We start from the raw sequence: 25,928 nt of genomic DNA on the forward strand, positions 1-25,928 counted from the left end.
AGGCAACCCCGCGTAATCGTGAGGTCACTATGAGTGCAGAATCGCCGCAAAGTGATGCGGATCTCCTGGAAGCGGTGCGAACCGGCAACGCTTCCGCATATGGCGAGCTCTACCAGCGGCACGTGGCCGCCGCCCGGGCGCTCGCCCGGCACCTGGTCAAGGGCGACGCCGAGGTGGAGGACGTGGTCGCCGAGTCCTTCACCAAGATCCTCGACCTGGTCGGCCGGGGCGGCGGGCCCGAGTCCGGGTTCCGCCCCTACCTGCTGACCGTCGTCCGCCGGACGGTCTACGACCGCAGCCGGGTGGAGAGCCGCCAGGTGACCACCGGCGAGATCGAGGAATTCGACCCCGGCGTGCCCTTCGTCGACCCGGCGCTGACCGGGCTGGAGAAGTCGCTGGTCGCCAAGGCCTTCCTGTCCCTGCCGGAGCGCTGGCGGGCGGTGTTGTGGCACACCGAGGTCGAGGACGCCAAGCCCGCCGAGGTCGCGCCGCTGCTCGGCCTGTCGGCCAACGGCGTGGCCGCGCTGGCCTACCGCGCCCGTGAGGGCCTGCGCCAGGCCTACCTGCAGATGCACCTGGCCGCCACTCCTCAGCAGGCCTGCCGCCCGGTCCTCGGCAAGATGGGCGCGCACGTGCGCGGCGGCCTGGCCCGGCGCGAGTCCCGCCAGGTCGAGGACCATCTCGGCGACTGTCTGGAGTGCCGATCAGTCTTCCTCGAACTGTCCGACGTCAACCGTGGCCTGCGCGTCATCGTCGGCCCGCTCATCGTCGGCCCGGCCTTCGGCGGCTACTGCGCCGGCCTGCTCAAGGGCGGTGGCGCGGCGGGCGGCGCCAACCTCCTCAAGGCCTTCGGCTGGATCCGGCGCGCGCCCAAGCACCAGCAGGCCGCCATGGCCGGCGGGACGGCCGCCGCGGTCGCCGCCGCGGCCATCCTCATGCTGGTGTCGGGGGAGGAACCGGTCAAACATCGGCCGCCGGCGGTGCAGGCCATGCCGTCGGCCATCCCGCAACCGCCGCCGCCGGTCGCCGAGCCGCCTCCCCGGCCCGAGCCTCCACCCGCCGAACCGACCCCCGCGCCACCGCCACCGGCGTCCCCGGCGCGAAAACCGGGCGCGGCCCGGCTGCGGGCCACCATCGACCCGCTCGGCGCGCTCGTGCGCTCGCACCCGGGCATCGTCGCGGTACGGCTGCGCAACGAGGGGCGCGGGCCCAGCAAGAACGTCGTCGCCCTCGTGGACCTGCCGCCGGGCGTCACCCTGGTTCCGGCCGCCCGGCGCGGCATGGCCGCCGCTCCTGCGGGCGGGATGGTGGGGCCGGTCCCCGCGATGGCCGATCCGGTCGGCACGGTCGACGGGTGGTCGTGCCGGCCGTACGGCGAGGGCGCCCGCTGCGCGCGCGGCCCCCTCGGCGCGGGGCGGGCCACCGCGGTCTTCCTGCGGGTGCTCGTCGCCGCCCACGCCCCCCAGGGGGTACGGCCTGCCGTACGCATCGAGTCGGGCGACCAGCAGCTCAGCGTGCGCGCGGTCAGCGGCGTGCGCGAGGTGGGCGCGCCGGCCCGGTTCGCCACCGACGGCAAGGTGGTCGTCCGCGCGATCGGCAACTCGCTCCTGACCTGCCCGCCGGACCGCGCCGGCTGCACGCGCGCGCTCAAACGCGAGGGCGACCGCCGGGACAACGACCTGTGGTCGATGCGCCACCGGGACGAGGACGACGACGACTCCACCAAGGCGTCGAGCGGCGCCCGGCTGGAGCTGCCCGAGGGCGGCCAGGTGGTCTGGGCGGGTCTGTACTGGTCCGCGGGGGTCGGCAAGGGCGGTCCCATCAAGTTCCGGCCACCTGGGCGCAAGGACTACGTGAACGTCGTCCCGGCGCAGGTCCTGGTGCGAGAGCTTCCCTCTGGGGCCGGCTACCAGGCCTTCGCCGACGTCACCTCGATGGTGAGCGATGCGGCGAGAAAGAGGGGGATGTGGTGGGCCGCGGACATGCCGACCCGTGAAGGGGTCTCGCAGCACGCCGGCTGGAGCCTGGTGGTGATCGCCACCGATCCGGCGCAGCCGTACAGCCAGGCGGTGATCCTCGACACGGCCACCGTGGTCGGCGGGGCGCAGGACCGGCTGAGCCTGCCGCTGGGCGGGCTGCACGCCACCGCCGCCTCGGCCCGGGCGGAGCTGGTCACCTGGGAAGGCGACGCCGACCTGTCCGGTGACCGGGTCTCGCTGGGGGACGGAGCGCTGACTCCGGGCGCGGGCGACCGTGACCGGGACAACGTCTTCGACGGCTCCTCGAACGGGGCGGACGGGCTGACCTTCGGGGTCGATGTGGACACCTTGGAGGCGCCGCTCGGAAACGACCCGGTCCTGAAGCTCGCCACGAAGAAGGACGTAGTGCTTTTCGGCGTCGCAGCAGTTGCCGTACCAGCACGTTCATAGACATTAACGGACAAACTGGTACGGCACTGGTACGGTGCAGCGGGAAGGCTCGTCCACGGTGAATCGCCCGGATTAACCCTCGCGCGATCACCTGGTTTCATTACCCTGAGAAAGGGCCGCGTCCGGCTCTGACGGTGCAGAGCCAGATAATCGGCCGCAAACAGAAGGGGCGGTGTTCGCGTGGATCGCTGCGCGCTGTTCGTGGACGCTGGCTACTTGCTGGCCGACGGCGCGATGGCCGTGCACGGCACCCGCCATCGTGAGGCCGTGGCCTGGGACTACCCCGGACTGCTCCAGCTCCTGTCGAACCTCTCCCGCGAGCGCACGGGCCTTCCACTGCTGCGTTGCTACTGGTACGAGGCGACGGTCGAGGGGCGGCGCACGCCCGAGCACGACGCGCTGGCCGACATCCCCGGCCTCAAGCTGCGGCTCTCGCGCATCCGCCCCGGCCGCCGCGAGGGCGTGGACGCGCAGGTCCACCGCGACCTGATGACCCTGGCCCGCAACAGCGCCATCTGCGACGCCGTCGTGGTCAGCGGCGACGAGGACCTCACCCAGGTCGTCTGCGACGCCCAGGACCTCGGCATCCGCGTCACCGTCGTGCACATCACCGCCGAGGGAAGTTGGGCCGTCTCCCGTTCGCTGCGGCAGGAGGGCGACGACCTCATCGAGATCGGCGGCGGCCACCTGCGGCCGTACGTCTCGCTGGTCAGCGGCTCGGCCGAGGCGGCCAACGGCCACCACCAGCCGGTCAGCAACGGCCAGGCCACCCACTCGATCGCGCCCCTGCCCCCCTCGCAGCCGAACCCGCTCCCTCAGCCCCTGCCCCAGTCGTTGCCGCAGTCGCTGCCCAACCAGTTGCCCGCCGGCTCCGGCCAGCACGGCTCCTCGGGCCAGCTCGCCGGCTCCGGCCAGCACAGCACCACCGGCCAGCACGGCGGTCTGGGCCACCACGCCCCCTCAGGCCAGCACGGCGCACCCAGCCCCCTCGGCTCGTCGAACCAGCTCAACTCCTCAGGCCAGATGGGCTCCGGCCAGCACGGCTCCTCGGGTCAGATGGGCTCTTCCGGCCAGATCGCCAACGCGCCGACGCAGAGCCAGCCGGTGCAACCCCTGCCGCCCGCCCAGCAGCAGCCGTCCGCCCCGGCCTCCCCGCCGCGCTCGCACGCCGCGCCGCCGCCCGCGCTCCCGGCCTACCCGAGCTACACGCCCGAGCCGCCGTCCGCGCCCCAGCCCACGCCCGGCGTGTCCACCGGCCAGTTCGCCACCCCGTCCAGCGCGGGCACCTACCAGAGCGGCGGCCAGACCAGCGGGTACACCGGCCCGCAGGCCGCGCCCATCGCCGGCCCCCAGCCCGGCACCGGCAGCGCCACGACGCTGGCCGACGCGGTCAAGGCCGCCCACCGCGAGGGCCACGACTTCGGCGAATCCGTGGCCCGCGACGCCCCCGCCCTGTGGCTGGAGGCCGTCCTCGCCCGCAAGCCGCGCATGCCCTCCGACCTGGAGGCGCGGCTCCTGCAGGGGTCGTCGTTGCCGATCGACTTCCTGCTGCACGACGAGGTACGGCACGCGTTGCGCCGCGGCTTCTGGGACGCCCTCGAACGCGCCCGCCGCTGACCCCCCGGCTCACCAGCGGAGCAACGCCCCCACCCCGCCTTCCGGCGCCAGCGGCGCGGCGGCCTGCTCGCCCAGGATGGTGACCGTGGCCCCGCTGTCCAGCACCGCCTCGATCATCCGCTCGCCCAGGTCAGGCTCCGGTACGGTCGCCATCCCCTGAGGCGTCGCCTCGTACAGGTACCCGTCCAGCCCCCTGGCCCCGGTCCACTTCCCGTTCTCGTCCAGCACCAGGTGCTCGACCCGCCCCTCGTTGAGCAACGCGAGCGTCTGGTTGAGCCCGAGCGCCCCCTTGCCGCCCGACTTCGCCGCGTCCATCACGCGGGCCACCAGCTCGGCGTCCCGGCGGCCCCGGGTGGCCTCCAGCTCGTCCGCCACGTGCCGGGCCACCTCGGGCGCCGACATCGGGTCGACGATGGTGTCCACCTGCACCGTCGTCATCGGGTGCAGCGCCGGCGCGAGCAGCTCGGTCAGCCGCGGGTCGCCGATGAGCAGGACGTCGGTCCAGCCCATCTCCTTGGCCTGCCGCGGGATCTCCGGCGCCACGCCGTGCAGCCAGCGCTTGTAGTTGTCCTCGATCCGCGCCTCGAACCGGTCGACCTGCGTGGAGGAGGGCTGCGACCCGCCGCCCGGCCCGGGCCCGCGCATCGGCCGCCAGTCGGAGGTGTCCAGGTCGAACCGCGCCTCCTCCAGGTCCTCGGCCTTGCCGTACCGGAAGTCGATCAGACGCAGCCCGTCCCGCGACACCACCACGAACCCGGCCGGCGCGGCCATCGCCATCGCCGTGACCAGCGGGCGGATGTACGCCGTCGACTCCAGCGACGCGCTGTTCTCCATCGGGACCTGCAGCGCGATCTTCCGTACGTCGTCCTCGACCACCGCCGCGAACAGCGCCCGCCCGATCCCGCTCTCCGCCGCGTCCGTCAGCTCCAGGAGGTCCGGCTCCAGCGCGTCGAGCCGGTCGAGCACCGCCCCGCGCCTCTCCTTGTCCGGCCACGCCCCGACCTGCTCGCGTAGCGCGGACAGCTCGTTCCGCAGCCGGATGTCCCACGCGGGCCGCGTCGAGCTCTCCTCCCGCGGATCGACGGTGATGTACAGCGACAGCACGCCGACCTCGTCCTTCATTGTCACGAGGTCACGAAGGAAGGTCTGGTCGATTTGCACAGCGGTTCTCCTTGCGTCGTCTACTGCCGACTCTAAGGAGACAAATGAGGCGAAAAGTGTCCGATTGTGCGAAGTTTGACGGCCTTTTACTGCCCCGCGTTCCGCTCTCTCCACAACGAACGGTGCCGATCCGCCGCATTCTTGGCCAGCTCCAGCGAATCCGCCTCGACCGGCTCGGCCCCCCACTCGTCCAGCCGCTCGGCCATCAGCCCGACGAACTGCTCGCCGGGCGGGGTCAGCCGGCCGCTGTCGAGGATGGTCTGGCTGACCTGCCGGGCGCCGGCCCGCCAGCGGGCGAACTCCGCCCCGGCGCGCATGGCCTGCTCACCCTGCTCGTGATGGCGTTGCCGCCGCCAGAAGTCGGTGACGCCCAGGTAGGCGTAGGCGCCCTGGAGCAGGCCGCCGATCGGCCGCGGATCGGGCCGCCAGGGGGCGTAGTGCAGCGAGCCGTCCTCCGGCTTGGTCAGCGGGACGATGTCGAGCAACGCGGACAGCTTGTTGTGCGCGGTCTCGTGAGCCAGCGTGACGGCCAGCGCGTGCCCGTCCGGCGGGGTGGACAGCGCCACGCAGCCGAAGGTCTCCCGCGAGGTCGCGCTCGACAGTCCCTGCGGCGGCGCGCTCAGCGGGGTGAGCACCCGGATCGCCGCCGCCACCTCGACCGCCACCGGCGTGTGGTGGGTGGCCAGCAGGTCCCAGCCCTCGTCGAGGAGCTCCTGCCAGCGCCGCGACTCCGCCTCGCTCAGCCGGCCCCGCGAGTTGGCCAGGCCCGGCGCGCGGTACGGGTCCACGTCGTCGACCAGCACGTCGAGCCGGACCCCGGCCGCCTCCGCCGCCAGGGGGCGCAGGCCGTACCAGCCGGGCACGTTCTCGTCGAGCCGGACGATCTGCCCCTCGGCGCTCACCTCGGCGCCCTCCGGCGAGCAGTGCACGGTCGCCAGCTCGCCGGTCACGGTGACCTGGCCCAGCGAGGGCAGCGTGAGGAAGCCGTCGAGGACCGGGACGTCCACCTCGCAGCTCACCCCGGCGTGGATCGCCGCCGCGGCGGCCAGCCCGGCGAGCTGGCCGGGCGCCTGGAGGGTGCGCACGGTGTGCCGGGCCCACGCCCCGACCGACGGGTGGCGCAGGACCCGGTCGACCGCCTCGGGATGCTCGTGCTGGATCGCCGCCAGCAGGTCGTAGGCGCGGCGTACCGCGGCCTCGGCCGGGTGCCGGCCCTGCTTGGTCGCGTCGAGCACGCCCCGCACCAGCAGGAGGTGCTTGCTGTACTGGCCGCGCGCCAGCCAGTCGATCGTCACCGCGCCCCCGCCGCCGGTGGCGAGGTCGGTGAACATCTCCACCGGGACGCGGTGCTCCATCAGGTTCATCGAGGTTCCTTGAGGTCGGCTCGGACGGTGTCGCCGATGTGGGTGATCAGGCGGAGCAGGTCGGGACAGTAGACCGACGGGTTGCGGAAGCCGCTGCCCGGCCGGTAGCGGTGCGCGTAGTGGCCGCCGCCGCAGACCCGGCCCACCGGGCAGTTCGTGCACTGCTCGGCCAGCGCGAGCCGGCCGAGCTGCCTCGCCACGACTCCGGGCCGGCGCAGCGCCTCGTCGAAGGAGTCGTCGCGCACGTGCAGGCCGGTGCCGGGCGCGCCGGCGTAGGCCACCTTGAGGATGTCGCTCTGCTCTATCTCGCCGTCGGTCTCGACCACCACCATCGCGGCGGGCGACAGGCCGACCTGCTCGGTCGCCGACGCGCCGCCGAGCAGCAGCAGGAGGATCTCGTCGAACAGCCGCACCCCGGCGGGCCGCGTGCCGTACCAGCGGGTGAAGATCTCGATCAGCCAGTCCGCGTACGGCGTGGCAGCCGCTCTGACCGGCGGGTCGGCCCAGGTCGCGTGCGGCAGCAGGAAGTCGATCGTGGGCGGGTCGAAGGCGAGCAACGCCTCGTAGGTCTCGATCGGGTCGTTGGCGGTGTCCACCGCGCACAGCAGCCCGCGGAACAGGTGCCGGTAGGCGGGGGAGCCGAGCCGCTCCAGCGCGGCGGCGACCTTGTGGTGGCTGCCGCGACCGTCGGCCGTGCGCCGCCAGCGGTCGTGCGCCTCGGCGGTGCCGTCGAGGCTGACGCCCACGCCGAGGTCCAGCTCGGCGAACAGGTCGAGGAAACGTTCGGTCAGCAGGGTGCCGTTGGTCTGCGTGACGACGTCGATCCGCGCGGGGATCTCGGCGCGCAGCAGCCGGACCAGCTCGCCGATCGAGTCGGGGCCGGCCAGCAGCGGCTCGCCGCCGTGCAGGATGATCTCGATCGAGTCGAGGTCGTGGGTGAGCACGTGCTCGGCGATCCGGGCGGAGGTGAGCTTGGCGACGTCGTGCGACATGCGCTTGGGCCGGCCGCGCCAGCTCTGGTCGGCCTGCTCGTAGACGTAGCAGTAGGCGCACGCGAGATCACAACGGCTGTGGATCTTGAGGATGAACTGGCGGAACGGCGTGGGCCGCCATCCGTCCGTCACCAACGCGGCGACATCGAGCGTCGCCGGCCACTCAGGCACTGGGATCAAGCCCTTCCGCGCCGTGACTTAGCTGTCGGGCTCAGCATAGCCAGATCAGGCGGAATCGCTCAGCAGTTCCTCGGCTTGCGGGATCAGATGCGGCGGAAGCTTGGTGATGATGCTTCTGAGCACGGCGGAGGCGGCCCGCACGCCCGACTGCATCAGCGTCTGGGCCAGGGCGAGCTGGGCCGCGGGGTCGGCCGGCGCGTAGGAGAGCGCCGCGTTGATCCGCTCCAGCGCCACCGTCCGGTCGCCCTCGGCGAGGGCCAGCTTGCCCTGCGCGGTGAGCACGCGGGAGACGCCGTCGAAGCGCTGCTCGGTGGCGTAGCTGGCCGCGGCCTCGTCGAAGTACCGGTTGGCCTCGTCGGGGTCGGCGTTGGCCATGGCGATCAGGCCGAAGATCTCGGCGGCGTCGCCGCGCACCCACGGATCGCCGACCGCCGAGGCGCGCACCGCCTCCCGCGCGTAGCGGCGGGCGTTGTCCCAATCCGCGTGCTCCAGCGCCCGCCGGGCGCGGCGCAGGTAGATGTCGGGGGTCTCCAGCCGGGCGATCGTCTCGATCAGCCGGTCGTGCCGCAGCTCGTACCAGCGCAGGTTGAGCCGGAGCTCGGTGCGCAGGATGTTCTGCTCGACCAGCGCGTGGGCGACCTCGTTCGGCATGCCCTGGGTCTGGTCGATGCCCTCGTAGACGGTGTTGCGGGTGGTGTGCTCGGTGATGAAGGTCCGGCGGAGCCACATCCGGATGTCGCTCTCGCCGACGCCGTGCTCGCGGGCGACCGTGCTGAGGGCGCGGTTGCAGTAGCCGGTCAGGAAGCGGTCGACGTTGCCGTAGATGCGGGTGTGCTCCGGCTGGATCTCGGTGACCGTGTCGGGCAGCGACTCCCAGAGCGCGGCGCAGTTGATCTGCAGCTCGAACGGGTCGACCAGGCCGAAGTGGAGCTGCGAGTGCAGGCCGTGGTCGTCCTGGAGCCCGGCCTCCCGCACGCCGTCGATGAGCAGCTCGGCCGCCCCGGGCGCGTAGTGCCGTCCGGTGTCGGCGACCGGCCCGGTGACCGCCTCCAGCGCCGCCTCCGGCGTGAAGGGCAGCAGGTGGAAGCGGGTGCGCGAGCCGCGGCCGAAGGCCCGCTCGTAGGGGATGACCATGTAGAGGAACTCTTCGCGCAGCGAGAGCAGCAGGTGCAGCCGGTCGTGCTGGGCGAGCGCCTCGGCGAGCTGGCCGAGCAGCTCGCGCTGCTGCGGGCCGAGGGAGGAGCGGCCGTGGAAGAGCTCCTCGGCTTGGTCGATCGCGGCCAGCACGGGCATCGGGTCGCCGTACTCGTCCAGGCGGGTGGGCCGGATCTCGCGCAAAAACTGCGAGACGGTCAGCTCGGCGAGCCGGGCGGGCTCGGTGTCGGGCGCCCAGCAGGACAGCAAAGCCATGACGTACGGGTTGCCCGGGCCGTGGTCGCGCGGCGCGATCCGGGCGATCGGCAGCCGGTCCACCCGGGAGTCGTCGAGCCGGGGGACGACGCCGGCGTGCAGGAGCGAGGTCTTGCCGACGCCGGAGGCGCCGTAGAGGACCGTCAGCCCGGTGGCCTGCCAGAGGGTGGCGACCTCGCGTGACTCCCGCGAACGGCCGTGGAACACCTCGTGCTCGGTGGGCCGGTAGGGGCGCAGACCCACGTAGGGCGTCATGGTCGTTACCTTCCCATCTTCCGCCGCAACGACTCGAAGAACTGATCGGTGGTTCCGATGAAGGTGGAGATGTTCCAGTCGTGCAGGTACTGCTCCAGGTACTTGATCGCGCGGACCTGCGCCTCCGGGTGCGTGCCCAGCGCGGCGACGAGCTGCACGCTGATGCTGCGCCGGCCGCGCCGTACCCCGTTGAGGAGGCTGCGGTAGAGCACGCGGAAGGCCCAGTCCTGGAGGCTGTAGCCGATCAGCAGCAGCGGGGTGCCGGTGATGGCCTTGACCACCTGGTCGGGCAGCGGCTTGCGATCGCCGGAGGCGGCGGCGCTGACCATGCTGAGCTGGTAGTCCATGAAGTCGTTGTCGGTCAGCACGATGCTGTCGGGATGGTCCCAGCTCCCGTGCAAATGGTAGACGAGCGGGTTACCCCGGGACGGCTCGCCGGGCACCTCACCGGGCTCGGAGGTGCCGTCGATGAGCTGCGAGGCGGCGACCTGCGGATCTCTGGACGCCTTGCGGAGGGCCTGCGCTACCAGGTCGTCATAGTTCGTGGTGAGAAAGGTAGTGATGGGAAATTCGGCCAGCACCGCATAGGGATCGACCGCGTCCGCGGCGGGCGGGGTATTGGCGATGTGATCCTTCAGATGGCGGCACACATCGCGTTTGACGTCGACCGGGTCACCTAATTGGGTGGTCGCGGCGAATTGGGTGACTTTCGGGAGATTGTCGGCGTCCTGGAACGGATATCCGTAAAGCTCGGCGAAATGCTGGCTCAACGCCCCACCGGTCGGCAGCCGGTGAGCGCTCGCGCCGGCGCCGAGCAACGGAGTGCATTCCCCGTCTTCGAGTTGCCTGATGAGCCGGATCCAGTCGCCGTTGTTCACCCATCACCCCATGAGCGGCGTCAGAGCGCGGACTGAAAGCCCGCCACCGGACCGGAATCGCTCTCCAGCAGGCGACCGAGCGCCACCTTGAGCGCCGGGCTCTCGAGGCTCGCCACCTCGGCCAGGCTGAGGCCGCTCAGGTCGATCAGACCGTCGCCGTAACCCTCTGTGGCGTCGCTGCCCATCTGCATGTTCTCCCTCACCCGAATTTTCCCCGTCATTCTCGCACGTATGGAGCACGGCTTGGCCAGAGGCAGGCTCGCGCTTTTCCGCCATTTTCTCCGGCCGGTGTCCGGGCTACGATTGGCGGGACAATCGGCTGGACTGGGGCGGTGGCGTGACGGCAACGGATTTCAGTCGTGAGCCCGAGATCTGGGGCAAGGTCCCGCAGCGCAACATGAATTTCACCGGTCGCGGCGACCTGCTCGAACGGCTCCGGGAAGGATTGCGCTCCGACGTGACCGCGGTCCTGCCCGACCAGGATCAGGGCCATGTGCCGCGCACCCTGCACGGCCTCGGCGGCGTGGGCAAGACGCAGCTCGTGATCGAGTACGCGCACCGCTTCAAGCACGAGTACGACCTCGTGTGGTGGATCCCGGCCGACCAGACCATGCTGATGAAGTCGGCGCTGGCCGGACTGGCCTCGCGGCTGCGGCTGCCGGTGGCGCCCTCGCTGGGCGTGGAGGCGGTCACCACGGCGGTGCTCGACGCCCTGCGGCGTGGCGAGCCGTACTCCCGGTGGTTGCTGATCTTCGACAACGCGGACGCGCCCGAGGACATCGAGGACGTCATCCCGCACGGCCCCGGCCACGTGCTCATCACCTCGCGCAACCACCGCTGGCAGGGCGTCGTCGACACCATCTCGGTCGACGTCTTCGAGCGCGACGAGAGCATCGAGTTCCTGCTGAAGCGGGTCCGCCGCGGCATCAGCCGCGATCAGGCCGGCCAACTCGCCGACGCGCTGGGCAACCTGCCGCTGGCCCTGGAGCAGGCCGGCGCGCTCCAGGTGGAGACCGGCATGCCCGCGGAGGAGTATCTCCGCCTGCTGGAGGAGCGCGTCACCGAGCTGCTGGCGGTCAGCAAGCCCTCCGACTACCCGCACTCGATGACCGCCGCCTGGTCGATCTCGGTGGCGCAGCTCCGCGAGCGCATGCCGGAAGCGGTCGACCTGCTGCGCGCCTGCGCCTTCTTCGGGCCCGAGCCGATCCCGCGCAACGTCTTCCGCCAACTGCCCGCCGAGTACGCCGCCTCCTCGCGCTTCACCCGGATGCTGACCAACACCATCCAGGTCAGCCGCGCCATCGGCGAGCTGGGCCGGTACGCGCTGGCCCGCATCGACTCGCCCGACGACCGCAACCAGGGCCCCGACCGGCCCCGGCACACCATCCAGGTGCACCGGCTGGTCCAGGCGCTGCTGCGCGACGAGATCGCCCGCGAGGAGTGGCCGGGCTGGCGGCACGAGGTGCACCTGCTGCTCGCCGCGGCGGCGCACCGCCAGGAGCCGGACGACAACGCCACCTGGCCGCAGTACAGCTGGCTGGTCGGCCACGTCATGCCCTCGCAGATCGCCTCCAGCACCGACAACCGGGTGCGCGAGTTCGCGGTGAACGTGGTCCGCTACCTCTACTCCTCCGGCGACTTCAAGTCCGCCCGCGAGCTGGCCGCGCTGCTCATCGAGCAGTGGAGCCAGGCCGGCGGCGACGAGCGCCACCTGCTGGCCGTCCAGCGCCACCTCGGCATCGTCATCCGCGAGCAGGGCGAGATCCAGGAGTCCTACGCGCTCAACCGGCGGCTCCTCGACCGGCTGCGCGCCACCCTGGGCGAGGACGACGACGAGACCTTGCTGCTGCTCAACAGCCACGGCGCCGACCTGCGCTTCCTGGGCCGCTTCGACGAGGCGCTGGCGCACGACAGCGACTCGCTGGCCCGGCACGAGGACAAGTTCGGCCCCGACCACCCGCGCACCCTGCGCGCCAAGAACAACCTCGCGCTCGACCTGCTCCTGCTCGGCGACTACACGCGGGCCGAGGCGCTGCAGAACGAGACCTACATGGCCCAGGAACAGGCCGGGTCGAGCAAGCAGAACATCCTCGCCTCGCTCAACGGCCTGGCCCGGGTGGTACGGCTCAGCGGCCGCTACCGCGAGGCGTGCGACATCGGCCAGGACGCCTACGCCTACGGCCTGCAGGAGCTGCCCGGCCACCCCTGGACGTTGCGCGCGGCCAAGGACCTGTCGATCGCGCTGCGCCGCACCGGCCAGGTCGACGAGGCGCTCGACCTGGCCAGGCGCACTTTCGACCTGCAGAAGAACGCCTCGGGCATGGCGCACCCCGACTCGCTGGCCGCCGCGCTCTGCCTGGGCAACGCGCTGCGCGCGGCCGGCGCGATCGAGGAGGCGCTGGAGCTGCTGGAGGAGACGGTCAAGCTCTACCCGCGGATGTACGGCAACGACCACCCGTTCCGCTACGGCTGCGACATGAACCTCGCGCTGCTGCTGCGGGTGAACGACCAGGTCGGCCGGGCCAGGGAGCTCGACCGGGTGGCACTCGACGGCTTCGACGCCCGGCTCACCCGCGATCACCACTTCACCCTGACCTGCGCCATCAACCTGGCCTCCGACCTGGCGATGCTGGGCGAGACCGAATCGGCCAGGGCGCTGGGCGAGGGCACGTTGCGACGGCTGCGCACGCTGCTGGGCATCGACCACCCGCTCACCCTCGCCTGCGCCACCAACCTGGTCCTTGACCTGCAGACCGTGGGCGAGACCGAGCAGGCCGCCGAGCTGCGCGAGGAGACCATGGCGGCCTACGAGCGGGTGCTCGGCCCCGAGCACCCCGACACGCTGGTCGCCGCGCAGGGCGGGCGGATCGACTTCGACTTCGACCCGCCCGTGCTCTGAGCCTCAGGACAGGGCGTCGAAGCCGGCGCGGAGGTGTTCGAGGCGGGTGTTGAGGTCGGCGACGGCGGAGGTCAGGGCGGTGTCGTCCGACTTGCGGGCCTGCTCGCGGACGCGGGCGGCCTCGTCCTCCACCGCGGCGAGGCGGCGGGAGAGCTCGGGGAGCACCGCGGCGGCGTCGGCGGCCTCGTCGGGAGGCAGCTCGCCGGCGAGGTGCTCACGCAGCAGCGCGGCCTGCTCGGCCAGGCGCTTGTGCATCTTGTAGAGCTCGACGAAGACCTGCACCTTGGCCCGCAGCACCCAGGGGTCGAACGGTTTGGTGAGGTAGTCCACCGCGCCGGCGGCGTAGCCGCGGAAGGCGTAGTCGGGCGCGCTGTCGACGACGGTCAGGAAGATGATCGGGATGTTGCGCGTCCGTTCGCGCCGCTTGATGTGCGCGGCGGTCTCGAAGCCGTCCATCCCGGGCATCCGCACGTCGAGCAGGATGAGCGCGAACTCGGTCCCGAGCAGCGCCTTGAGCGCCTCCTCGCCCGACCGGGCCCGGACGGGCACGAGGTCGAGCGAGCTCAGGATCGCCTCGAGCGCGATCAGGTTCTCCTCCCGGTCGTCGACCAGGAGGATCTTGGCGCGGTCCGGCATAAGTTCAGGGCCTCTCTGTCGTCCGGCCGCGGTTCAGCCAGCCACGGAGTCTCTCCAGCAGGCGGTCGACGTCCACCGGCTTGGGCACGTAGTCGGAGGCGCCGGAGGCGATGCTCTTCTCCCGGTCGCCCCGCATGACCTTGGCGGTCAGCGCGATGATCGGCAGGTCGGCGAACTGCGGCATCCGCCGGATCGCCGAGGTCGTGGCCCAGCCGTCCATCTCCGGCATCATGATGTCCATCAGCACGAGCGCCACGTCCTCGTTGCGTTCGAGCTGCTCGATGCCCTCGCGCCCGTTCTCCGCGTAGACGACCGTGGCGCCCTGCTGCTCCAGCACGCTGGTCAGCGCGAAGACGTTGCGGATGTCGTCGTCCACGATGAGGATCTTGGCCTGGGCCAGCGGGTCGGGTCCCTGCCAGGGCCGGGGCTGCGACAGCTCGGGCAGCGGCAGGTCGAAGGCCATGGCCGGTTCGGGCAACGCCACCTGCGGCTCCTCCGGCGGCGCGGCGGGCGGCAGGGCGAGCGTCTCGCGGGTGGGCAGCGGCCCGGAGTAGGTGCTGGGCAGGAAGAGCGTGAAGGTGCTGCCCTTGCCGACCTCGCTGGTCACCCGGATCTCGCCGCCGAGCAGGCGGGCGATGTCGCGGCTGATGGACAGGCCCAGGCCGGTGCCGCCGTACTTGCGGCTGGTGGTGCCGTCGGCCTGCCGGAACGCCTCGAAGATGATCTCCCGCTTGTCGGGCGCGATGCCGATGCCGGTGTCGATCACCTCGAAGGCCAGGACCTCGGAGGCCTCGCGCAGCTTGGTGTCCTCGTAGACGACGTGCTCGGGGGCCTTGGTGACGCGCAGCCGTACCTCGCCCTTGGGGGTGAACTTGACCGCGTTGGACAGCAGGTTGCGCAGCACCTGCTGCAACCGCTGCTCGTCGGTGTTGATCTCGGTCGGCACGCCGCCGTCCACCTCGACGCCGAAGCTCAGCCCCTTGTCCTGGGCGAGCGGCGCGAAGGCGGCCTCGACGTAGTCGAGCAGCTTCGGCAGCGAGATCTGCGCCGGGTGGATGTCCATGCGCCCGGCCTCGACCTTGGAGACGTCGAGGATGTCGTTGATGAGCTGCAGGAGCTGCGAGCCCGAGCCGTGGATGTGCTTGGCGTACTCCACCTGCTGGTCGGTCAGGTTGCCGTCGGAGTTTTCCGTCAGCAGCTTGGCCAGCACGAGCAGGCTGTTGAGCGGCGTGCGCAGCTCGTGGGACATGTTCGCCAGGAACTCCGACTTGTACCGGCCGGAGACCGCGAGCTGCTCCGCGCGTTCCTCCAACGTACGGCGGGCCTGCTCGATCTGGAAGTTCTGGATCTCGATGGCGCGGTTCTGCTTGGCCAGCAGCGCCGCCTTGTCCTCCAGCTCGGCGTTGGACCGGCGCAGCTCCTCCTGCTGCCGCTCCAGCTCGTCGGAGCGCTCCTGGAGCTCTTCCGCGAGCCGCTGCGACTCCTTGAGCAGGTCTTCCGTGCGGGAGTTGGCGATGATGGTGTTCATCGTCACGCCGATGGTCTCGACGAGCTGGGTGAGGAAGTCGAGGTGCACCTCGCCGAACTTGCTGAACGAGGCCAGCTCCAGCACGCCGAGCACGCGGCTCTCGAACAGGATCGGCACGACCACGATCTGGGCCGGGGTCGAGCTGCTCAGGCCGCTGTCGATGGTGATGAAGCCGGGCGGCACGTCGTCGAGGGTGATCGGCTTGCCCTCCAGGGCGGCCTGGCCGACGATGCCCTCGCCCAGCGCGAAGGTGGTGCGCGGGCTGCGCTCGGGCCGCACGCCGTACCCGCCGATCAGGATGAGCGCCTGCTCGGACTCGGGGTCGATGGCGTAGAAGGCGCCGTAGCGGGCGGTGACCAGCGGGGTCAGCTCGCTCATGATCAGCTTGGCGACCTCGACGAGGTCGCGGTGGCCCTGCATGAGCCGGGAGATGCGGGCCAGGTTGGATTTGAGCCAGTCCTGTTCCTGGTTGGCCTGCGTGGTCTCGCGCAGGTTGGCCACCATCGAGTTGATGTTGTCCTTGAGCTCGGCGAGCTCGCCCTTGGCCTCGTCCTCGATCGAGCGGGTCAGGTCGCCCTGGGCGACCGCGCTGGTGACCGTGGCGATGGCGCGCACCTGCGTGGTGAGGTTGCCGGCCAGCTCGTTCACCGACTCGGTGAGCCGCTTCCAGGTGCCTTCGACGCCCTCGACGCGGGCCTGGCCGCCGAGCTGGCCTTCCGAGCCCACCTCCCGGGCGACTCGGGTGACCTCGGAGGCGAAGCTGGAGAGCTGGTCCACCATCCGGTTCATGGTGGTCTTGAGCTCCAGGATCTCGCCCTGGGCGTCCACGTCGATCTTGCGGGTGAGGTCGCCCTTGGCGACCGCGGTGGTCACCTCGGCGATGTTGCGCACCTGGTAGGTCAGGTTGTTGGCCATGAAGTTGACGTTGTCGGTGAGGTCCTTCCACACACCGGACACGCCCTGCACCCTGGCCTGGCCGCCGAGCTGGCCCTCGGTGCCCACCTCGCGGGCGACTCGGGTCACCTCGTCGGCGAAGGAGGAGAGCTGGTCCACCATCGTGTTGAGGGTGTCCTTGAGCTGGAGGATCTCGCCCTGCGCGTCGACGGTGATCTTCTTGGTCAGGTTGCCCTGGGCCACGGCCGTCGCGACGGTGGCGATGTTGCGCACCTGGACGGTGAGGTTGTTGGCCATGAAGTTGACGTTGTCGGTGAGGTCCTTCCAGGTGCCGGAGACGCCGCTCACCTGGGCCTGGCCGCCGAGCTGGCCCTCGGTGCCCACCTCGCGGGCGACTCGGGTGACCTCGGAGGCGAAGGAGGACAACTGGTCCACCATCGTGTTCATGGTCGACTTGAGCTCCAGGATCTCGCCCTGGGCGTCCACGTCGATCTTGCGGGTGAGGTCGCCGTTGGCGACGGCGGTGGTCACCTGGGCGATGTTGCGCACCTGGTAGGTCAGGTTGTTGGCCATCGAGTTGACGTTGTCGGTCAGCTCTTTCCAGACCCCGGAGACACCCTTGACCTCGGCGCGCCCGCCGAGCTTGCCTTCGGTGCCGACTTCGCGGGCCACCCGGCTCACCTCGTCGGCGAAGGAGGAAAGCTGGTCCACCATCGTGTTGAGGGTGTCCTTCAGCTCCAGGATCTCGCCCTGCGCGTCGACGGTGATCTTCTTGGTCAGGTTGCCCTGGGCCACCGCGGTCGCGACGGTGGCGATGTTGCGCACCTGGATGGTCAGGTTGTTGGCCATGAAGTTGACGTTGTCGGTGAGGTCCTTCCAGGCACCGGTCAGGCCGCTGACCTGGGCCTGGCCGCCGAGCTTGCCCTCGGTGCCGACCTCGCGCGCGACTCGGGTGACCTCTTCGGCGAAGGCGGAGAGCTGGTCGACCATGGTGTTGACGGTGTTCTTGAGCTCGAACATCTCGCCGACCGCGTCCACGGTGACTTTCCTCGACAAATCGCCCTTGGCCACGGCGGTCGTCACGACCGCGATGTCGCGCACCTGGGCCGAGACCCGCGAGGACATGGTGTTGACCGCCTCGGTGAGGTCGCGCCAGGTGCCGGACATGCCGCGCAGGTTGGCGCTGCCGCCCAGCCGGCCCTCGGTGCCGACCTCGCGGGCCACCCTGGTGACCTCGGAGGTGAACAGCGAGAGCTGGTCGACCATGCCGTTGATCGCCTTGCCCAGCCGCCGGACCTCGCCGCGCGCGGTGCGGTCGAGGTCGATCCGGCGCGACAGGTCGCCCTTCGCCACCGCGTCGATCACGTCCGCCGCGCCGCTCACCGGGCTCACCAGCGCGTCGATCAGGCTGTTGACCGACTCGACGCTCTCCGCCCAGGCGCCCACTCCGGGGCCGGGGGTCAGCCGCTCCTGGAAGCGGCCCTCCTTCACGACCTCCCTGCGTACCCGCAGCAGCTCGTTGGCGAGGTGCTCGCGACGGTCGGCGACCTCGTTGAGCAGGAGCCTGACCTCGCTCAGAATCCCCGGAGGAGCATGCGGAACGCGGCGACGGAAGTCACCGTCGCGCCATGAGAAGAGCGTCTCCAGGATCGGGATCAGATCCGACTCGGTATACGTTCTCTCCTCAGGAGTGGACACAGACATGGGGCCTCCTTCACTCCCGGGGTGCCGGTACCAGTCTGTCATGACGGCTCGCCAAGAGTCCCGTCGTTGGATTTACCCCATGTCAACGCGAAGTGTGGTAGGCACGGAGCGATGACTGGTTCTTCGCGGGCCCTCCTGGCGGCCACCTTCGCTCCCGGCGACACTGCCGTGCCCTCGGCACAGCAGTTCACCCGTGAGGTGATGACCGCGTGGGCCGCGGTTCCGCTGCTCGCCGCCGCCGAGGAACTCGCAGGTGAGCTCGCCAGGCAGACCGCCGGAGAACCCTTCGAGATCATCTGGAAGCACCTCGGCGACGCGGTGCAGGTCGAGGTCCGCCAGCGCGCCGCCGACGACCACGAGCCCAAGGGTCCCACGGTCGAGGTCGAGGAGTGGGGGATCACCTTCTCGGGCGAATCCCGTATCCATTGGGCAAGGCTGGCCCTGCCCGGAGCCATGGACATGGCGCAGGCCGAGTGGTCGGAGGAGTCGGGCGGCCAGGGCCCGCAGTGGCTCGGCTTCCTGGCCGACGCCAGCGACCTGCTGGCCGGGACCCTCGACCCCGACATGGTGCCGGCGATCATCGCCCAGATCGTGGTGCCGCGCCTGGCCACCTGGTGCGCGGTCTACACGCTGGAGACGCCGTCCGCGCCGCAGCACCTGGCCTATCTCTGGCACTCCGACGAGGGCCGCATCGACGCGGTCCGCGCCGAGCTTGCCGAGTTCAGCGTGCCGCGCTCGCTGGCCGCCACGCAGCTCGGCGAGTCGCAGGTGCTGGCGGTGCCGCTCACCGCCCGTGGCCGCACGCTCGGCATCATGTGCCTGGGCCGGTTCGAGCGCTTCTCCGAGGAGGTCGTGCAGTTCGCCGGCGACATCGCCCGGCGTGCCGCGCTGGCCATGGACAACGCCCGCCTCTACGCCGAGCAGGCCGCCGCCCGCCGGGCGCTGCAGCGCAGCCTCCTGCCGCCGAGCGAGCCGGTCGTGCCCGGTCTCGACTACGGCGTGGTCTACGACCCGGCCGGTGAGGGCAACGAGGTCGGCGGCGACTTCTACGACCTGTTCAAGGCCGGCGACGGTTCCTGGCGCTTCGCCATCGGCGACGTCTGCGGCACCGGCCCGGAGGCCGCCGCGGTCACCGGCCTCGCGCGCCACACCCTCCGGCTGCTGGCCAGGGAGGGGTACGGCGTGGCCGCCGTCCTCGGCCGGCTGAACCAGGCGATCCTGGAGGAGGGTGAGCGCTCGCGCTTCCTCACCCTGCTGCACGGCGAGATCACCCCCACCGAGCACGGCCTGGAGCTGCGCATGGTCTCGGCAGGCCACCCCGAGGCGCTGGTGCTGCGCCCCAACGGCGTGGTCGAGTCGGTCACGACGCCGCAGTCGTTGCTGGGCGTCTTCCCCGAGGTGGTCTTCGAGGCCGACACCGTCCATCTGGCCCACGACGACGTCCTGCTCGCGGTGACCGACGGGGTCACCGAGCGGCGGCGGGACGGGCGGTTGCTCGACGACGACGGCGGGCTGGCGAAGATGTTCGCCGAGTGCGTGGGCCTGTCGGCGCGGGCGGTGGCCGAGCGGATCCGCCGGGGCACCGCCGACTTCGCGCCGGAGCCCAGCGCCGACGACCTGGCCATCCTGGTCCTGCGCGCGGACCGCTGACGTAGTCACGCCATCAAGAATCCTGGAAAGTCCGTATAAATCGCGTCAAGAAGTGACAAACCGCCTCAAAGTCCCGCTTTGCTGAGGAGAGGCGTACGCTGAATCCGGATCATCCATGGCGGGCAGAGTGAGACTGATCGACGACAACCGCGCGGCCCGGCGATGACCAGAGGCCGGCTCCGCGTCTACCTGGGGGCGGCCCCCGGGGTGGGCAAGACCTACGCGATGCTCGGTGAGGGCCGCCGCGCGCTGGCGCGTGGCCGCGACGTCGTCGTCGGCCTGGTCGAGACGCACGGCCGCGCCAACACCGCCGAGCTGCTCGACGGCATGGAGGTCGTGCCGCGCAAGCGCATGCTGCACCGCGGCGCCGGCTTCACCGAGCTCGACGTCGAGGCGGTCATCGCCCGCGCGCCCAAGGTCGCCCTGATCGACGAGCTGGCCCACACCAACGTGCCCGGCTCGCGCAACGCCAAGCGCTGGCAGGACGTCGAGGAGATCCTCGCCGCCGGGATCGACGTGGTCTCGACGGTGAACATCCAGCACCTGGAGTCGGTCAACGACGTCGTCGAGCAGATCACCGGCATCCCGCAGCGCGAGACCGTGCCGGACGAGGTCGTCCGGCGGGCCGATCAGGTCGAGCTGGTCGACATGTCGCCCGAGGCGCTGCGCCGCCGCCTGGCCCACGGCAACGTCTACGCCCCGGAGAAGGTCGACGCGGCGCTGTCGAACTACTTCCGCGAGGGCAACCTCACCGCGCTGCGCGAGCTGGCCCTGCTGTGGGTGGCGGGCAAGGTCGACGAGCAGCTCGACCGCTACCGCGCCGAGCACGGCATCGAGGGCACCTGGGAGGCGCGCGAGCGGGTCGTGGTGGCGCTGACCGGCGGCCCGGAGGGCGACACGCTGATCCGCCGGGCCGCGCGCATCGCCGCCCGGACCAAGGGCGCCGATCTGCTGGCCGTACACGTGACCCGCGCCGACGGCCTGACCGGCGCCGACCCGGCCAGCCTCGCCCGCCAGCGCACCCTGGTGGAGTCGCTCGGCGGCAGTTACCACCAGGTCGTCGGTGACGACGTCTCCCGGGCGCTGCTCGACTTCGCCCGCGGCGTCAACGCCACCCAGCTCGTGCTGGGCGCCTCGCGGCGGGGCCGGTTCGCCCAGATCCTGTCGCGCGGGGTCGGCGTGGAGACCACCGCCCGCTCTGGCGCCATCGACGTGCACATGATCACGCACGCCGAGGCCAAGCGGGGCCGCTCCCGGCGCTCCAGATCGCGGGCCGCGCTGACCCGGAGCCGCCGCCTGGCCGGCTGGATCACCGCCGTCGCCGGGCTGCCGCTGCTGACGCTCGCCCTCAGCCCGCTGCGTGGCGGGCTCTCCCTGACCAGCGAGATCCTGCTGTTCCTGAGCCTGGTCGTCGGCGTCGCGCTGATCGGCGGCATGTGGCCGGCGATCACCGCGGCGGTGGGCGGGTCGCTGCTGCTCAACTGGTTCTTCACCCCGCCCACCGGCGAGTTCACCATCTCCAACCCGGAGAACCTGCTCGCGCTGCTGGTCTTCGTCGTGGTCGCCGCCGCGGTGAGCACCATCGTGGACCTGGCGGCCCGCCGTACCAGGGAGGCGGTGCGGGCCAGCGCGGACGCCGAGCTGCTGGCCACCCTGGCCGGGCACGTGCTGCGCGGCGAGGCGGCGTTGCCCTCGCTGCTGGCCCGCTTGCGCGAGACCTTCGGGCTGAGCTCGGTCACGTTGCTTGAGCGGGCCGGCTCGCCCAGCCCGGACGACCAGGACGTGCCGCAGGCGTGGCGGATCCTGGCCACCGCGGGCGGCGAGCCGGCCACCTGCCCGGGACTCGGCGACACCGACGTGCCGATCGACGACTCGCTCGTGCTGGCCGCGCGCGGCCGGTTGCTGGACGCGGCCGACCGGCGGGTGTTGGAGGCCTTCGCCGCCGAGATCGCGGTCGCGTTGCGCCAGGAACGGCTGCGCGAGCAGGCGGCGCAGGCCCGGCCGCTGGCCGAGGCCGACCGCATGCGCACCGCCCTGCTGGCCGCGGTCAGCCACGACCTGCGCACCCCGCTCGCCTCGGCCAAGGCCGCCGTCGACTCCCTGCGCAACACCGCGATCGCCTGGTCGGCCGAGGACCGCGAGGAGCTCCTGGCTACCGCCGACGAGTCGCTGCTGCGGCTCAACCGGCTGGTCGAGAACCTGCTGGACATGAGCCGCCTGCAGGCCGGGGTGCTCGGCCTCGCGCTGCAGCCCACCGCGCTGGAGGAGGTCGTGCCGCGGGCCATCGACGACCTCGGGCCGCTGGGCGAGCGCGTCGAGGGCGACATCCCGTTCGAGCTGCCCGAGGTGATCGCCGACCCGGCCCTGCTGGAGCGCATCCTGGTCAACCTGATGTCCAACGCGGTCCGCTACAGCCCGCCCGGCCACGGCGTGCTGGTCTCGGCGAGCTGGCACGGCGACCAGGCCGAGATCCGGGTCATCGACCGCGGCCCCGGCATCCCGGCCGAGGCGCACGACCGGGTCTTCCTGCCCTTCCAGCGGCTCGGCGACCGCGACAACCACACCGGCGTCGGGCTCGGCCTGGCCCTCTCCCGAGGGCTGGCCGAGGCGATGGGCGGTACTCTCGTTCCCGATGAGACTCCAGGGGGAGGCCTCACCATGACCCTTTCGCTGCCGATCGCGCCATGACCAGAATCCTCGTCGTCGACGACGAACCCCAGCTCCTGCGCGCCCTGCGCATCAACCTCGTCGCCCGCCACTACGAGGTGGCCGTCGCGCCCGACGGCAGCTCCGCGTTGCGCCAGGCCGCCGAGTTCCACCCCGACCTGGTGCTGCTCGACCTCGGCCTGCCCGACCTCGACGGCGTCGACGTCATCCACGGCCTGCGCGGCTGGACCTCGGTCCCGATCGTGGTGCTCTCCGGCCGGGCCGGCAACCAGGACAAGATCGAGGCGCTCGACGCCGGGGCCGACGACTACGTGACCAAGCCCTTCGACATCGAGGAGCTGTTCGCCCGCATCCGCGCGGTCACCCGCCGCGTCGGCCTGCACGAGGCGGAGCTGGCCTCGGTCCAGATCGGCGACCACCTGGTCGACCTGAGCAACAAGACCGTCTCCGGTGACGTACGGCTGACGCCGACCGAGTGGGGCATCCTCGAACTGCTCCTGCGCAACCCCGGCAAGCTGGTCAGCCAGCGGCAGCTCCTCACCGAGGTCTGGGGCCGCAACCACGTCAAGGAGACGCACTACCTGCGCCAGTACATGGCCCAGCTCCGCAAGAAGCTGGAGCGCGACCCGGCGCATCCGGTGCATCTGATCACCGAGTCGGGCATGGGGTACCGCTTCCGCCCGTGACGAGCACATCGTCTCTTCTTGCGTACGGCGTGCCTCATGCGTACAGTGTTCGCATAACGAGAGTAGCGTACGCGAACGAGGAGACCGTTCCATGAACCCCTTGACCGACCTGCCGTCCACCCGCGCCGCCGGCTGCCCCTTCGACCCCCCGCCCGAGCTCGCCGCGATCCGGGAGGAGGCGCCCATCCGCCGCTTCCGCTTCCCCGACGGCCACCTCGGCTGGCTGGTCACCGGCCACGAGCTCGCCCGCGCCGTCGCTGCCGACCACACGCGCTTCAGCTCCCGCTACGAGCTCATGCACTACCCGCTGGCCGACCTCGGGCCGATGCCGCCCGCGCCGGTCGGCGACCTCACCGGCATCGACGCCCCCGAGCACACCCGCTACCGCAAGCTGCTGGCCGGCAAGTTCACCGTCCGGCGGATGAACCAGCTCGCCGAGCGGGTCGAGGAGATCACCGCCGAGCACCTCGACGCGATGGAGCGGCTCGGCCCGCCGGCCGACCTGGTGAGCGCCTTCGCCCAGCCGGTGCCGGCCCTGGTGATCTGCGAGCTGCTCGGCGTGCCGTACGCCGACCGGGAGACCTTCCAGCGCCACGCCGTCGCGCTCAGCGGCATCGGCGCCACGGTGGAGGAGCAGTCGGCCGCCTTCGGCGCGCTCCAGGACTACCTGCGCCGGCTTGTGGAGGCCAAGCGGGCGACGCCGGGCGACGACGTGCTCGGCGACCTGGCCGGCAGCGACCTGAGCGACGAGGAACTGGCCGGCATCGGCGCCTTCCTGCTCGGCGCCGGGCTCGACACCACCGCCAACATGATCGCGCTCGGCGCCTTCGCGTTGTTCACCTGGCCCGAGCAGGTCGAGGCCCTGCTGGCCGATCCGGCACGCGGGGTGGAGGAGCTGCTGCGCTACCTGACCATCGCGCACACCGGGGCGCGCAGCGCCGTCGAGGACGTCGAGCTCGGCGGGGTGCGCCTCGCGGCGGGGGAGTCGGTGGCGCTGTCCATGCAGGCGGCCAACCGCGATCCGGCCAGGTTCGCCGACCCGGACCGGCTCGACCTGCGCCGCGAGGCCACCGGGCACCTGGCCTTCGGGCACGGCGTCCACCAGTGCCTCGGGCAGCAGCTCGCCCGGATCGAGCTGCGGATCGCCCTCCCGGCGCTCTTCCGGCGGCTGCCGGACCTGCGCCTCGCCGTACCGGCTGCGGAGGTGCCGATGCGCGACGGGATGGACGTCTACGGCGTGCACCGGCTGCCGGTGCGGTGGGGGTAGGCCATGCGGATCGTCGCGGATCGTGAGCGGTGCGTCGGCGCGGGCATGTGCGCGCTGCTCGCCGCGGAGGTGTTCGACCAGGCCGAGGAGGACGGCCTGGTGACCGTCCTCCTCCCAGAACCCGGGCCGGCGGCCGAGGCCGCCGTGCGCCGCGCGGTGCGGACCTGCCCCTCGGGCGCGCTCGGCCTGGCGTGAGCGTCAGTCGCGCTCGACCGTGTCCTCCAGGACGATGCGGCCGATCAGCTCGTACCGCTCCGGCTTGACGAAGCGCAGGTAGAGCGCGAGGCCGACACCGAGCACGATGAGACCCACCACGATCCAGGGGATCGCGGTGAAGAAGGCGCTCTTGGCGCCCTCGCCGGCCGCGGTCTCCTGGTTCTGCAGCAACAGCACCACGACGTAGGCCATCATGAGGCCGCCGGCCACCGGCGCGAGCAGGGTGCGCCACACGCTGGCCGTCTCCGGGTGCTTCTTGCGGCCGTGGAAGTAGCCCACGACGGCGAAGGAGCACATGGTCTGGACGATCAGGATGGCCATCGTGCCCAGCACCGCGAGCAGGGTGTAGACGTGCAGGTACGGGTCCATGTCGGCCAGGAAGAAGGCCAGGATCAGCACCACCGAGATGCCGGTCTGGACGAAGCCCGCGATGTGCGGCGAGCCGTGCACCGGGTGCGTACGGCCCAGCGTCCTGGCGGTGCCGGGGATGAGGTTCTCCCGTCCCATGGCGTACAGGTAGCGGGCCGCGCAGTTGTGGAAGGCCATCGCGCAGGCGAAGGAGCCGGTCAGGATGAGGATCTTGAACAGGCCCACCGCCCAGGTGCCGAAGAGCCCCTCGGTCGGCGCGAAGAAGATCGCGGCGAAGCCGGTGGCGGCGGTCTTGGTGACCCCGGCGCCGTTGGCCGCCACGATCATCCAGGAGACGAAGGTGTAGAACAGCCCGATGCCGACCACCGAGACGATGGTCGCGATCGGGATGATCTTCTTCGGCTCGCGCGACTCCTCGCCGTACATCGCCGTCGACTCGAAGCCCACCCACGACCAGAAGCACATGAACAGGCCCAGGCCCACCGAGCCGCCCTCGACCAGGCCGGTGACGGTGAAGGCGTTGACCGGGTTGAGCGAGGAGGCCATCAGCCCGTCGGGACCGCCGCCGGTGGCCAGCGTGCCCAGCGCGACCGCGCCGAGCATGACGATCTCGGTCACCAGGAAGATGCCGAGCACCTTCGCGGTCAGGTTGATGTCGAAGTAGCTGAGGATCGCGTTGAGCGCCAGCCCCACGAAGGCGAAGACGAGCCAGTGCACGTCCATGCCGAAGGTGAGGAACAGCTCGTGGCCGGAGTAGGCGAAGAAGCCGATGATCGAGGCCTCGAAGACCACGTAGGCCATCGTGGCGAGCAACCCGGCGACCATGCCCGCGACCTGGCCGAGGCCGTGGGAGATGTAGCCGTAGAAGGCGCCGGCGGCGGTGATGTGCTTGGCCATCGCGGTGTACCCGACCGAGAAGACGGTCAGCACGACGGTGGCGAACAGGTAGGCGGCCGGCACGCCGAGCCCGTTGCCGAAGCCGACGACCATCGGCACGTTGCCGGTCATGGCCGTGATCGGCGCGGCGGTCGCCACCGCCATGAAGATCACGCCGACGAGGCCGACCGCGTTCTTCTTGAGCCGGTTGACGGCCACGGGTTCTTGGGTGGGGGTCTTCACGTTCGCG

General features: G+C 71.3%; 17 protein-coding genes. 8 read left to right on the forward strand and 9 right to left on the reverse strand.

Features of this window, described 5'->3' with window-relative positions; genetic code table 11:
* Positions 1 to 74: 74 nt before the first annotated feature.
* Both ACIBG7_RS30050 and ACIBG7_RS30055 read left to right on the forward strand, forming a co-directional pair.
* Positions 75 to 2,429, forward strand: a complete 2,355-nt coding sequence (locus ACIBG7_RS30050) for a sigma-70 family RNA polymerase sigma factor (protein WP_397338396.1) — start codon at positions 75 to 77, stop codon at positions 2,427 to 2,429.
* A 180-nt stretch (positions 2,430 to 2,609) separates the two neighbouring features.
* The gene (locus ACIBG7_RS30055; RefSeq protein ID WP_397338397.1) at positions 2,610 to 4,046 is read left to right on the forward strand and encodes an NYN domain-containing protein; all 1,437 of its coding nucleotides are present in this window, start codon (positions 2,610 to 2,612) and stop codon (positions 4,044 to 4,046) included.
* Between the two features lie 9 nt (positions 4,047 to 4,055).
* On the opposite strand, the gene ACIBG7_RS30060 is transcribed toward ACIBG7_RS30055, so the two are convergent.
* The 6 genes from ACIBG7_RS30060 to fxsA form a co-directional block, all read right to left on the reverse strand.
* On the reverse strand, positions 4,056 to 5,207 hold the full coding sequence (locus ACIBG7_RS30060; RefSeq protein WP_357919349.1) for a VLRF1 family aeRF1-type release factor: 1,152 nt from the start codon (positions 5,205 to 5,207) through the stop codon (positions 4,056 to 4,058).
* An 86-nt stretch (positions 5,208 to 5,293) separates the two neighbouring features.
* The gene (locus ACIBG7_RS30065; protein ID WP_357919352.1) at positions 5,294 to 6,571 is read right to left on the reverse strand and encodes an HEXXH motif domain-containing protein; all 1,278 of its coding nucleotides are present in this window, start codon (positions 6,569 to 6,571) and stop codon (positions 5,294 to 5,296) included.
* Positions 6,568 to 7,734, reverse strand: a complete 1,167-nt coding sequence (locus ACIBG7_RS30070) for an FxsB family cyclophane-forming radical SAM/SPASM peptide maturase (protein ID WP_397338398.1) — start codon at positions 7,732 to 7,734, stop codon at positions 6,568 to 6,570. The genes ACIBG7_RS30065 and ACIBG7_RS30070 overlap by 4 nt, the downstream gene beginning before the upstream one ends.
* A 54-nt stretch (positions 7,735 to 7,788) precedes the next feature.
* Positions 7,789 to 9,408 (reverse strand): tetratricopeptide repeat protein, encoded by a 1,620-nt coding sequence (locus ACIBG7_RS30075; protein WP_397338399.1) that lies wholly within the window; start codon positions 9,406 to 9,408, stop codon positions 7,789 to 7,791.
* A 5-nt stretch (positions 9,409 to 9,413) separates the two neighbouring features.
* The gene (locus ACIBG7_RS30080; RefSeq protein ID WP_357919360.1) at positions 9,414 to 10,286 is read right to left on the reverse strand and encodes an SIR2 family protein; all 873 of its coding nucleotides are present in this window, start codon (positions 10,284 to 10,286) and stop codon (positions 9,414 to 9,416) included.
* Positions 10,287 to 10,306: 20 nt separating this feature from the next.
* The gene (gene fxsA, locus ACIBG7_RS30085) at positions 10,307 to 10,477 is read right to left on the reverse strand and encodes an FxSxx-COOH cyclophane-containing RiPP peptide (RefSeq protein ID WP_397338400.1); all 171 of its coding nucleotides are present in this window, start codon (positions 10,475 to 10,477) and stop codon (positions 10,307 to 10,309) included.
* A gap of 146 nt (positions 10,478 to 10,623) precedes the next feature.
* Between fxsA and fxsT the strand changes: the two genes are divergently transcribed.
* Positions 10,624 to 13,185 carry an FxSxx-COOH system tetratricopeptide repeat protein gene (gene fxsT / locus ACIBG7_RS30090; RefSeq protein ID WP_397338401.1) on the forward strand — a complete coding sequence of 854 codons (2,562 nt, stop codon included), beginning with the start codon at positions 10,624 to 10,626 and terminating at the stop codon, positions 13,183 to 13,185.
* Positions 13,186 to 13,188: 3 nt separating this feature from the next.
* Here the strand turns inward: fxsT and ACIBG7_RS30095 are convergent, their stop codons facing one another.
* The gene (locus ACIBG7_RS30095; RefSeq protein ID WP_357919369.1) at positions 13,189 to 13,821 is read right to left on the reverse strand and encodes a response regulator; all 633 of its coding nucleotides are present in this window, start codon (positions 13,819 to 13,821) and stop codon (positions 13,189 to 13,191) included.
* A gap of 4 nt (positions 13,822 to 13,825) precedes the next feature.
* Positions 13,826 to 17,947, reverse strand: coding sequence for a HAMP domain-containing protein (locus ACIBG7_RS30100; RefSeq protein ID WP_357919372.1), 4,122 nt, complete (start codon positions 17,945 to 17,947; stop codon positions 13,826 to 13,828).
* A gap of 111 nt (positions 17,948 to 18,058) precedes the next feature.
* Here ACIBG7_RS30100 and ACIBG7_RS30105 point away from each other — a divergent pair, with 111 nt between their 5' ends.
* The 5 genes from ACIBG7_RS30105 (at position 18,059) to ACIBG7_RS30125 (ending at position 24,412) form a co-directional block, all read left to right on the forward strand.
* Positions 18,059 to 19,597 (forward strand): SpoIIE family protein phosphatase, encoded by a 1,539-nt coding sequence (locus ACIBG7_RS30105; protein ID WP_357919374.1) that lies wholly within the window; start codon positions 18,059 to 18,061, stop codon positions 19,595 to 19,597.
* A 162-nt stretch (positions 19,598 to 19,759) separates the two neighbouring features.
* Positions 19,760 to 22,285, forward strand: coding sequence for a sensor histidine kinase KdpD (locus ACIBG7_RS30110; protein ID WP_357919376.1), 2,526 nt, complete (start codon positions 19,760 to 19,762; stop codon positions 22,283 to 22,285).
* Entirely contained in the window at positions 22,282 to 22,950 is a 669-nt protein-coding gene (locus tag ACIBG7_RS30115) for a response regulator (protein WP_397338402.1), read from the forward strand. The genes ACIBG7_RS30110 and ACIBG7_RS30115 overlap by 4 nt, the downstream gene beginning before the upstream one ends.
* Before the next feature lie 91 nt (positions 22,951 to 23,041).
* The gene (locus ACIBG7_RS30120) at positions 23,042 to 24,217 is read left to right on the forward strand and encodes a cytochrome P450 (protein WP_397338403.1); all 1,176 of its coding nucleotides are present in this window, start codon (positions 23,042 to 23,044) and stop codon (positions 24,215 to 24,217) included.
* A gap of 3 nt (positions 24,218 to 24,220) precedes the next feature.
* Positions 24,221 to 24,412: a ferredoxin gene (locus ACIBG7_RS30125; protein WP_357919385.1), complete on the forward strand. Its 192-nt coding sequence runs from the start codon at positions 24,221 to 24,223 to the stop codon at positions 24,410 to 24,412.
* 3 nt (positions 24,413 to 24,415) lie between these two features.
* Here ACIBG7_RS30125 and ACIBG7_RS30130 read toward each other — a convergent pair whose 3' ends face one another.
* Positions 24,416 to 25,921: an APC family permease gene (locus tag ACIBG7_RS30130; protein ID WP_397338404.1), complete on the reverse strand. Its 1,506-nt coding sequence runs from the start codon at positions 25,919 to 25,921 to the stop codon at positions 24,416 to 24,418.
* Between the last annotated feature and the right edge of the window lie 7 nt (positions 25,922 to 25,928).

The organism is Nonomuraea sp. NPDC050328 (genome assembly GCF_044459405.1).
Classification (GTDB): Bacteria; Actinomycetota; Actinomycetes; order Streptosporangiales; family Streptosporangiaceae; genus Nonomuraea.

Excerpts from the sequence above, each read along its gene's own strand:
- ACIBG7_RS30095 (WP_357919369.1), bottom strand. The coding sequence starts at position 13,821 with ATGCCGGACCGCGCCAAGATCCTCCTGGTCGACGACCGGGAGGAGAAC.
- ACIBG7_RS30110 (WP_357919376.1), top strand. The coding sequence starts at position 19,760 with ATGACCAGAGGCCGGCTCCGCGTCTACCTGGGGGCGGCCCCCGGGGTG.
- ACIBG7_RS30105 (WP_357919374.1), top strand. The coding sequence starts at position 18,059 with ATGACTGGTTCTTCGCGGGCCCTCCTGGCGGCCACCTTCGCTCCCGGC.
- ACIBG7_RS30100 (WP_357919372.1), bottom strand. The coding sequence starts at position 17,947 with ATGTCTGTGTCCACTCCTGAGGAGAGAACGTATACCGAGTCGGATCTG.
- ACIBG7_RS30120 (WP_397338403.1), top strand. The coding sequence starts at position 23,042 with ATGAACCCCTTGACCGACCTGCCGTCCACCCGCGCCGCCGGCTGCCCC.
- fxsA (WP_397338400.1), bottom strand. The coding sequence starts at position 10,477 with ATGCAGATGGGCAGCGACGCCACAGAGGGTTACGGCGACGGTCTGATC.
- ACIBG7_RS30065 (WP_357919352.1), bottom strand. The coding sequence starts at position 6,571 with ATGAACCTGATGGAGCACCGCGTCCCGGTGGAGATGTTCACCGACCTC.
- ACIBG7_RS30125 (WP_357919385.1), top strand. The coding sequence starts at position 24,221 with ATGCGGATCGTCGCGGATCGTGAGCGGTGCGTCGGCGCGGGCATGTGC.
- ACIBG7_RS30075 (WP_397338399.1), bottom strand. The coding sequence starts at position 9,408 with ATGACGCCCTACGTGGGTCTGCGCCCCTACCGGCCCACCGAGCACGAG.
- ACIBG7_RS30115 (WP_397338402.1), top strand. The coding sequence starts at position 22,282 with ATGACCAGAATCCTCGTCGTCGACGACGAACCCCAGCTCCTGCGCGCC.